Below are 9,069 nucleotides of genomic sequence, written 5' to 3' on the forward strand. Positions count from 1 at the left end.
GTCCTCCCGCGTCAGGATCGGGTCAAGGGTGAGGCGGGTTTCAGGCGCTCAGCCAGATCGCGTCGGCGGCGCCGTGCGGCAGCAGCACCTCGGCACCCGCGATGCGGAGGGTGGCGGCATCCGTCACCGTCGCCTCCGCACCCACCGCGACGCCCGCGGCATCGACCGCGCGCAGCAGATCGGGGTCGCGGTCGCTCACCCGCAGCACGCGCCCGACGTGCCCCGCCGGGGCGGAGGCCACCAGCACGAAGGGCTCGCGGTGGACGACGCCGGCGGCATCCGGGATCGCGTCGCCGTGGGGGTCGAACCGGGGCCGGCCGAGGCGCTCGTCGATGCCCTCGAGAAGCCGGTCGCTGATCGCGTGTTCGAGGATCTCGGCCTCGTCGTGCACCTCGTCCCACGCGTAGCCGAACTCGCGCACGAGCCACGTCTCGATGAGCCGGTGCCGGCGGATGATCGCCGCAGCGCGGTGCTCACCGGCCTCGGTGAGCGCGATCGGGCCGTAGGGGCGGTGGGTCACGAGACCCTGCGCGGCGAGCTTCTGCACCATCTCGGTGACGCTCGACGGCGCGAGCCCGAGTTCGGCGGCGAGCTGCGACGGCGTGATGCGCGCGGTCTGCCACTCGGTGTGGTGGTAGATCGTCTTGAGGTAGTCGTCGACGGCGGGGGATGCCACGCGATCAGGCTACCGGGCCGAACTCACGCGCCCGTCAGCACGAGCCAGAGCAGGAGGGCGTTGAGGGCGATGAGGAAGACGGATGCCGCGATCCCCGCGATCGTCGTCACGATTCGGTTGCGGTACCGGCCCAGCACGTCGTGGCGTGCGGTGAGTGCGACGAGCGGCACGAGGGCGAACGGGATGCCGAACGACAGCACGACCTGGCTCAGCACGAGCGCGAGGGTGGGATCGACGCCGGCGGCGAGGATCGCGAGCGCCGGGATGAGTGTCACGAGGCGGCGCGCGAGCAGCGGCACGCGGATGCGGAGGAGGCCGTGCATGATCTCGGCACCGGCGTACGCGCCGACCGACGTCGAGGCGAGACCGCTGGCGAGCAGGCCCACCGCGAACAGGGTCGCCACGAGTGGCCCGAGTCCGACCTCGAGCGCCGCGTACGCGCCCTCGAGGCTGTCGGTCCCGGGGACTCCGGCGAGGTTGGCTGCGGCCAGCAGCAGGATGCAGAGATTCACGGTGCCGGCGATGAGCATCGCGATCGACACGTCCCACTTCGTCGCGCGCAGGAGGCGCGAGGTCGGGATGCCGCGGAGCTTCTCGAGCGTGTCGTTCGGGAGGGCTGCACGGGGGCCGTCCGAGGGGTGCTCGGTCTGGGGGTTCGGGGTCGCCTGGCGCGGCGCGAACCGGTCACGCGCGAGCGCGGAGTGGGCGTAGATCGCGTGCGGCATGATCGTCGCGCCGAGGATGGATGCCGCCAGCAGCACCGACCCGGTGTCTTCGAAGCGCGGGACGAGCCCTCCGATGACCCCGGCCGGGTCGGGTGGGGCGATGAAGACGCCGAACATGAAGCCGATCGCGATGATCGCGACGAGTCCGATCACGACGAACTCGAAGGTGCGAGGGCCGCGGCGGGACTGCAGGAGCAGCAGCGCGATCGAGACGCTGCCGGTGATGATGCCGCCCCACACGAGCGGAATGCCGAAGAGCAGATTGAGCGCGACCGCCCCGCCGATCACCTCGGCGATGTCGGTCGCCATCGCGACCAGCTCGGCCTGCAGCCAGTAGGCGCGGCGGCCCGTGTTCGAGCGGATGCGGGTGCCGAGCGTCTCGGGAAGGCTGCGGCCGGTGACGATCCCGAGCTTGGCGGAGAGGTACTGGATGAGCCACGCCATCACGTTGCCGAGCACCACGACCCACACGAGCAGGTATCCGTACCGCGCGCCCGCGGTCATGTTGCTCGCGACGTTCCCCGGGTCGAGGTAGGCGACGCCGGCGACGAGCGCGGGGCCGATCAGCCACGCGAGGCGGGGGATCGACGGCGTGCGCCGCCGGTCGGGCGATGACGGGGGAGCGGATGCCGCCGCCTTCGGCATCCGGGACTCCTTCGTTGGAGATTTCGGCACACCGAAATCGTAGGCGATATTTCGGCATACCGAAAGATCTGCGACTCAGGTTCGGAACGGAACCGTCTCGTACGTCGCGCCGTGCTGGTTCGCGAGTGCCACGGGAACCCCGTCGACGGTCTGCACGAAGCGGTGGTGCGTGTCGAGGTCTGCGGGCACGCGGGCGTCGATCTCGGGGAGTGTGCCGAGCGTCTCGTTCGAGAGCCATACGACGCGGCGGCCTGTGCGCGTGCCGAGCGCGGCGATGACGTCGGCGAACCGGCGGCGCTGTGCGGCATCGAGGTACAGCAGCACCGCGCTGTGGAACACGACGAGGGTGGCTTCGGCGGGGGCATCGGCGGCGAGCGGTTCGAGACGCTCGAGCAGGTCGCCGCGCACGATGCGGGGTGGGTCGGCGGCGGCGAGGGATGCTGCGCCCCGCAGCCGCGCGCGGCGGGCGTCGTGGTCGGGCCCGGGCCAGATCAGCGTCTCGAGCCATGCGACCGCGTCGGCGTCGCCTGCGTCGATCGGCGCGAGGTCGATGCCCGCCCGCCACGCGACGTCGGGGAGCCGGGTCGGGGCGGAGTCGGCGTCGTCGAGCCGGCACGCGAGGGTTACGGCGGCGGTCGCGCCGGTGGGTGCGAGCGTGCGCTCGCCGCCGGGGCTGTCGTACCGATACGCGTACCGATCGGGATACAGGCAGAGTCCGGCCGCCGTGCCCACCTCGAGGAGGGCGACCGGTCCATCGATCTGCGACATCACCGGCATGAGGGTCGCGCAGCGATTCACCTCGTTCGTCTGCGTCGCGCGCTCGAGTGCGGTCTCCGCGACCTGCGTCCAGTGCGCGGTGAGCCACTCCCGCCACGCCGGGTACGGGTCGAGGGGCGCGCCCTCCCACCGTGCCGCTGCGAAGACGAGGTTCGGCTGGCGCTTCGGGGCGGGGAGGGTGCGGATGAGCCCGAGCACCTCGGCATCTCGCGCGATCCCCGTCGCCCAGTCCTCGTACAGCGGCGAGGTGCCGTGCGCCCAGCGGCGCCCGAACTCGTCGTAGGTCGCCGCGAGCGGGTCGTCGGGAACGGGGCTGCCGGGGTGTGAGGATGCGGTGCTCGCCATGGCGGTCACGGTACGCCGGGCGGGCGAGACGCGCATCCGGCCAGACCGGGCCGCGCGGCTACCCTTGGCCTGGTGACCGACGACATGCCCGCGCCCGATGAGGCGTCAGTGCCGGACGCACCGACGCATGGGGTGGGCCCGTGGCCGGGCGGCGAGACCGCATGGCCCGACGACCCGCGTTTCGACCGCGAGCTGCTCGCGCACGGCGATACCCGCAACGTGCTCGATGCGTACCGGTACTGGACGATGGACGCGATCGTGGCCGATCTCGACGGGCGCCGGCACGGCTTCCACGTCGCGATCGAGAACTGGCAGCACGACATGAACATCGGCTCGATCGTGCGCAGCGCCAACGCGTTCCTCGCCGCCGAGGTGCACATCATCGGCCGCCGACGCTGGAACCGTCGCGGCGCGATGGTCACCGACCGCTACCAGCACGTGCGGCACCACGAAGACGTCGCGGCTTTCGCGGCGTGGGCGGATGCCGCATCCCTCCCGATCATCGCGATCGACAACGTGCCGGGGTCGGTCGCGCTGCCAGACGCCGACCTGCCCGAGAGGTGCGTGCTGCTGTTCGGCCAGGAGGGGCCGGGGCTCTCGGCCGAGGCGGTGGGTGCGGCATCCGTCGTCGTGGAGATCACCCAGTACGGCTCGACCCGCTCGATCAACGCCAGCGCGGCGGGCGCCGTCGTGATGTACGAGTGGTGCCGGCGGTGGGCGTCCGCCTAGAGCGCGATGTGTGTGGCAGGGGGGTTGACGGGGCACTTTCATTTTGCAAGTGTTAACCGCATGAGCCTCTTCATCACCTGCCCGGTCGAGAGCGTCGAGCGCGCGACCGCCTTCTACACCGCCCTCGGCTGGAGCCTCAACGCCGAGATGTCGGATCACAACGTGTCGTGCTTCGCGATCGCGCCCGAGCAGTACGTCATGCTCGGCAGCCGCGAGATGTACGCGAGCGTCGGCGGCGCGCCGGAGCTGGTCGGCGGACCAGACACGCCCTCGAAGGTCACGGTCTCGTTCGACCTCGGCAGCCGCGAGGCGGTCGACGAGATGGTCGAGCGTGCCGGCGCCGCTGGCGGCCGGGTCGGCGACGTCGACGACTACCCGTTCATGTACCAGCGCCAGTTCGACGACCCTGACGGCTACCACTACTCGCCGTTCTGGATGAAGCCGGACGCCGAACCGACCGCGTGAGCGACCTCGCCGCTGCCCTCGACGTCGTCGGGTCGCGGTGGGCGCTGCTCATCGTGGAGCGGCTGCTCGACGGGCCTCAGCGCTACGGCGATCTGCAGCGCGACCTCGGAGTGCCGACGAACATGCTCGCGACCCGCCTGCGCGAGCTCGAGGCTGCCGGCGTGCTGACCCGCCTGCCTCTGCGTCACAACACCCGGGCCTACGCGTTGACCGACCGCGGGTTCGCCCTGCACGAGGCGATCGGCGCGCTCGGGCGCTGGGGTGCCGAGGAGGCCTAGCCGGGCCGCTGCGTAAGTCCGCGAGACGACGCAGAATGCCGGTTGTGAGCGCCCACGCAACGATTTGCGTCGTCTCGGCGGGGGAGTGAGGTGGCGGGCTCACGCTCCGGCGGTCATCCACGCCTCACCGCGCACGCGCCACCCGAGGGTCGCGAGGCGCGCGAGCATGTACACGCCGAAGAATGCGACCGACAGCCACGCGAGACCTGCCGCACCCTGTGGCTGCAGCACCGCGACGAGCACAAGTGCGGGCGCGAACGGCACGAGGTTCAGCACGCCGACGATCGCGAGGTACTTGGCGTCACCGGCGCCGATCAGCACGCCGTCGAGCACGAACACGATTCCGCACACCGGCTGCGCGATCGCGAGCACCAGGAGCGCCGGCTGCACGAGCGCCGCGATCTCGGCATCCCCGGTGAAAAGAAGCCCGATGACCCCCGAGAGCGCCGCGATCACCGCCCCGACGATCACGCCGAACCACGCGCCCCACGCCAGCGTCCGCGCGAGGACGTGCCGCACGAACGGCTCGTCGCCCGCGCCCAGCCCCTTGCCGATGAGGGCCTGCGCGGCGATCGCGAGGGCGTCGAGGGCGAACGCCGCCGTCGAGAAGATCGTGAAGGCGACCTGCCAGCCGGCGAGCTCGTCGGTGCCGAGGCCGGTGGCGACGCCGACCGTCGCCAGCAGCGCGATGCGCAGCGACACGGTGCGCAGGAACAGCCAGCCGCCCGAGCGCGCCGAGCCCCGCACTCCCTCGCGGTGGGGTCGGACGGATGCCGCGTGGCGGCGCGCCAGGCGCCCCACGACCACCGCATAGGCGGCGACCATGCCCCACTGCGCGACGACCGTGCCGACGGCCGAGCCTGCGATGCCCCAGCCGAGTCCGTAGATGAACGCCCAGTTCAGCAGGGCGTTGGCCGCGAAGCCGAGGCCGGCGATCCACAGCGGCGTCACGGTGTCCTGCATGCCGCGGAGGAGCCCCGTCGCCGCGAACACGATGAGCATCGCGGGGAGCCCCCACATCGAGATGCCGAGGTAGATCTCGGCTTGCTCGGCGACCTCGGGCGTCGCGCCGAAGAGGCCGACGAGGAACGGGGTGGTGACGTAGCCGACGAGGGCGAGCACCGCGCCGATGCCGAGCGCGAGCCACAGCCCGTCGATGCCGACCGACACCGCGCGCGACAGGTCGCCCGCGCCGAAGCGCCGTGCCACCGCCGGGGTCGTCGAGTAGGCGAGGAACACCATGAGCCCGACGATCGTCTGCAGCACCGCCGAGGCGATCCCGAGGCCCGCGAGCGGCGTCACGCCGAGGTGGCCGACGAGCGCGGAGTCGACGATGAGGAAGAGCGGCTCGGCGATCAGCGCGCCGAGCGCGGGCACGGCGAGACGCAGGATGCTGCGATTGAGCGTCGCCGGGCGTGCGGTCACGCCTCGAGCCTAGGCATCCCCAGCATGCGCGCGGGGTCGGCGCGGGAGCATATCCTGGAACGCATGACCGACGCCCCCCGTTCCGGTCTCGCGCTCGAGGAGCTCAGCGCCGAGATCCGCCCGCAGGACGACCTGTTCCGCCACGTGAACGGCGCGTGGCTCGCACGCACCGAGATTCCCGAAGACAAAGCGCGCTGGGGATCGTTCCACCTCATCGCCGAGCAGGCCGAGAAGGACGTCCGCGAGATCATCGAGGAGTCGACGGATGCCGAGCCCGGCACCGAGACCCGCAAGATCGGCGACCTCTACACGAGCTTCATGGACACCGAGCGCATCGCGGCACTCGGCGCCGAGCCGCTCGTCGACCAGCTCGCCAAGGTCGACGGGGTCGCCTCGATCGCCGACTTCCTGCGCACCGTCGGAGAGCTCGAGCGCGACGGCGTCGCCGGCCTCATCCACCTGTACATCGAGCCCGACCCGGGCAACCCCGAGCGGTACGTTCCGTTCTTCATCCAGGGCGGGCTCTCGCTTCCCGACGAGAGCTACTACCGCCTCGAGAACTTCGAGGCGACGCGCACCTCATTCCGCGCCCACGTGCAGCAGATGCTCGAGCTCGCCGGTGTCGCCGATGCCGCCGCATCCGCCGATCGCATCATCGCGCTCGAGACCGAGCTCGCGACGCACCACTGGGACAACGTCAAGAGCCGCGACGCGGTCGCCACCTACAACCTGAAGACGTGGGACGAGGTGCAGGAGCTCGCAGGCCTCGACCTCGGTCCCTGGATCGCCGGCGCCGCGCCCGAGCACGCAGCGGCGTTCGCCGAGGTCAACGTCTACCAGCCGAGCTTCATCGAGGGTCTCGGTGCACTGCTGGTCGACGAGCGCCTCGAGGACTGGAAGGCGTGGCTGCGGTTCTCGATCGTGCACGGCACCGCTCCGTTCCTCTCGGACGAGTTCGTCGCCGCGAACTTCGCCTTCTACGGCACGCAGCTGACCGGCGTTCCGGTCAACCGCGAGCGGTGGAAGCGCGGGGTCAGCCTCACCGAGGCCGCGATGGGCGAGGCCATCGGCCGTGTCTACGTCGAGCGGCACTTCCCGCCGGCGGCGAAGACCGCGATGGACGAGCTCGTCGCCAACCTCATCGAGGCGTACCGCCAGTCGATCGCCGAGCTCGAGTGGATGAGCCCGACCACGCGCGAGCGTGCGCTGGCCAAGCTCGCCGCGTTCACGCCGAAGATCGGCTACCCCGTGAAGTGGAAGGACTACTCCACCCTCGCAGTCGACGCCGAAGACCTCGTCGGCAACGTCCGCCGCGCTCACGTGTGGGAGCACGACCGTCAGCTCGACCGCGTCGGCAAGCCCATCGACCGCGACGAGTGGTACATGACGCCGCAGACGGTCAACGCGTACTACAACCCGCTCATGAACGAGATCGTGTTCCCGGCGGCGATCCTGCAGTACCCCTTCTTCGACCCCGAGCGCGACGCCGCGGCCAACTACGGCGGCATCGGCGCGGTCATCGGCCACGAGATCGGCCACGGCTTCGACGACCAGGGCAGCCGGTTCGACGGCGACGGGTCGCTGCGCGACTGGTGGACCGACGACGACCGGGCCGCGTTCGAAGAGCGCACGAAGAACCTCATCGCGCAGTACGACGAGCTCACCCCTCTCGGCCTCGAAGGCGACCACAAGGTCAACGGTGCGCTCACGATCGGCGAGAACATCGGCGACCTCGGCGGCCTCGGCATCGCGCTGAAGGCGTACGCGCTGTCGGTCGAGGGCGAAGGCGCTCCGGTGATCGACGGCTACACCGGTGTGCAGCGGCTGCTGCTCAGCTGGGGCCAGATCTGGCAGCAGAAGGGGAGGGATGCCGAGACCATCCGCCTCCTCACGGTCGACCCGCACTCGCCCAACGAGTTCCGCTGCAACCAGATCGTGCGAAACGTCGACGCGTTCTACGACGCGTTCGGCGTGACCGAAGCCGATGCGCTGTGGCTCGATGAAGCCCAGCGCGTCACCATCTGGTGAGAACCCCGACAAAACCGGAAGGATACCCCGTGGGCACTGAGCCCCGAAGGGAAGCCGAGTCGCCGCGGGGGTTGCGACGAAGCTCCTCAAGAAGACTGCCGAGGCGGGCGGCAGTCAGCCGGCGATCGTTCGCCTCGACGCTCAAGGCGCTCGACGACCTCGCCGCATCCGGCGCACAGGTCTCGGTGCGCATCACCGACCTCGACCGCAGCACCTCGGTGCTCGCGGGCGACGACTACGTCACGCTGCCGGTCGCAGGCCTCGGCGTCGTGCCGCTGCTGATCGAGGTCGCGGCAGGCTTCGAGTCCGGCCAGCTCGATCCCCTCGAGATCATCGAGCGCTCGAGCATCGACAGGGTCGCGGTGGCGGGGGTATGGCAGCACCTCAAGGCGCCGGCGCTGCCGCTCTCCGATCTCGCGGTGCTCACGGCATCCACCGGCGACGCGCTCGCCGCCAACGCGCTGCTCGCACGCGCGGGCCTTCCGGCCGTGCGCGCCCGCATCGAGCAGCTCGGCATGAAGCGGGCGGCGCTGCTCGACCGGTTCCGCGACACGCGCGGGCCCGACGACGCCCCGCACTTCGCCCTCGGCTCGTCGCGCGAGCTGGCCGAGATGTTCGCGGCGCTCGTGAACTCCGACGTCGTCTCGCCCGGCGTCAGCGCTCAGGTCGCGGAGTGGCTGAGCCTCAACCACGACCTCTCACTTGTGGCGTCCGCCACGGGCCTCGACCCGTTCTCGCATGAGAACGACGAGCACGGACTGCTCTTCATCAACAAGACGGGGCGGGATGCCGGCATCCGGGTCGAGGCGGGCGTGCTCGCCGGGCCGCGCGCCGGAGTCTCGTACGCCCTCATCGTGTGCTTCGACGACCTGTCGATCGTGCACCGCATGCGCGCGCACGAGGCGTTCCGCACGCTGGGGATGGACCTGATGGAGTACGTGTTCTGAGGTCGGCGCCCCGCGCCCCCACCCCCAAC

General features: G+C 71.0%; 9 protein-coding genes. 5 read left to right on the forward strand and 4 right to left on the reverse strand.

What is annotated here, in order from left to right; genetic code table 11:
- Positions 1–40 precede the first annotated feature (40 nt).
- The 3 genes from FFS15_RS18100 to FFS15_RS18110 all read right to left on the reverse strand — a co-directional run bounded on the left by FFS15_RS18100 (position 41) and on the right by FFS15_RS18110 (position 3,168).
- Positions 41–676, reverse strand: coding sequence for a metal-dependent transcriptional regulator (locus tag FFS15_RS18100; RefSeq protein WP_137846454.1), 636 nt, complete (start codon positions 674–676; stop codon positions 41–43).
- A gap of 23 nt (positions 677–699) precedes the next feature.
- The gene (locus FFS15_RS18105; RefSeq protein WP_137846462.1) at positions 700–2,046 is read right to left on the reverse strand and encodes an Nramp family divalent metal transporter; all 1,347 of its coding nucleotides are present in this window, start codon (positions 2,044–2,046) and stop codon (positions 700–702) included.
- 75 nt (positions 2,047–2,121) lie between these two features.
- Positions 2,122–3,168, reverse strand: coding sequence for a DUF2332 domain-containing protein (locus tag FFS15_RS18110; protein ID WP_137846455.1), 1,047 nt, complete (start codon positions 3,166–3,168; stop codon positions 2,122–2,124).
- An 84-nt stretch (positions 3,169–3,252) separates the two neighbouring features.
- Between FFS15_RS18110 and FFS15_RS18115 the strand changes: the two genes are divergently transcribed.
- From FFS15_RS18115 to FFS15_RS18125, 3 genes are read left to right on the forward strand one after another with little or no spacing between them, the layout of a single operon-like run.
- Positions 3,253–3,897: a TrmH family RNA methyltransferase gene (locus tag FFS15_RS18115; protein ID WP_137846463.1), complete on the forward strand. Its 645-nt coding sequence runs from the start codon at positions 3,253–3,255 to the stop codon at positions 3,895–3,897.
- A 60-nt stretch (positions 3,898–3,957) separates the two neighbouring features.
- Positions 3,958–4,362, forward strand: a complete 405-nt coding sequence (locus tag FFS15_RS18120; RefSeq protein ID WP_137846456.1) for a VOC family protein — start codon at positions 3,958–3,960, stop codon at positions 4,360–4,362.
- Positions 4,359–4,640, forward strand: coding sequence for a helix-turn-helix domain-containing protein (locus FFS15_RS18125; protein ID WP_137846457.1), 282 nt, complete (start codon positions 4,359–4,361; stop codon positions 4,638–4,640). The genes FFS15_RS18120 and FFS15_RS18125 overlap by 4 nt, the downstream gene beginning before the upstream one ends.
- 99 nt (positions 4,641–4,739) lie before the next feature.
- Here FFS15_RS18125 and FFS15_RS18130 read toward each other — a convergent pair whose 3' ends face one another.
- Positions 4,740–6,065 carry an MATE family efflux transporter gene (locus FFS15_RS18130; protein ID WP_137846458.1) on the reverse strand — a complete coding sequence of 442 codons (1,326 nt, stop codon included), beginning with the start codon at positions 6,063–6,065 and terminating at the stop codon, positions 4,740–4,742.
- Between the two features lie 63 nt (positions 6,066–6,128).
- Here FFS15_RS18130 and FFS15_RS18135 point away from each other — a divergent pair, with 63 nt between their 5' ends.
- Positions 6,129–8,093 carry a M13-type metalloendopeptidase gene (locus FFS15_RS18135; RefSeq protein WP_137846459.1) on the forward strand — a complete coding sequence of 655 codons (1,965 nt, stop codon included), beginning with the start codon at positions 6,129–6,131 and terminating at the stop codon, positions 8,091–8,093.
- Between the two features lie 29 nt (positions 8,094–8,122).
- Complete coding sequence (locus FFS15_RS18140; protein ID WP_171013272.1) at positions 8,123–9,040, forward strand: serine hydrolase; 918 nt, start codon at positions 8,123–8,125, stop codon at positions 9,038–9,040.
- Positions 9,041–9,069: the final 29 nt, after the last annotated feature.

It is taken from the genome of Microbacterium sp. 2FI, assembly GCF_005502885.1.
Lineage (GTDB): Bacteria > Actinomycetota > Actinomycetes > Actinomycetales > Microbacteriaceae > Microbacterium.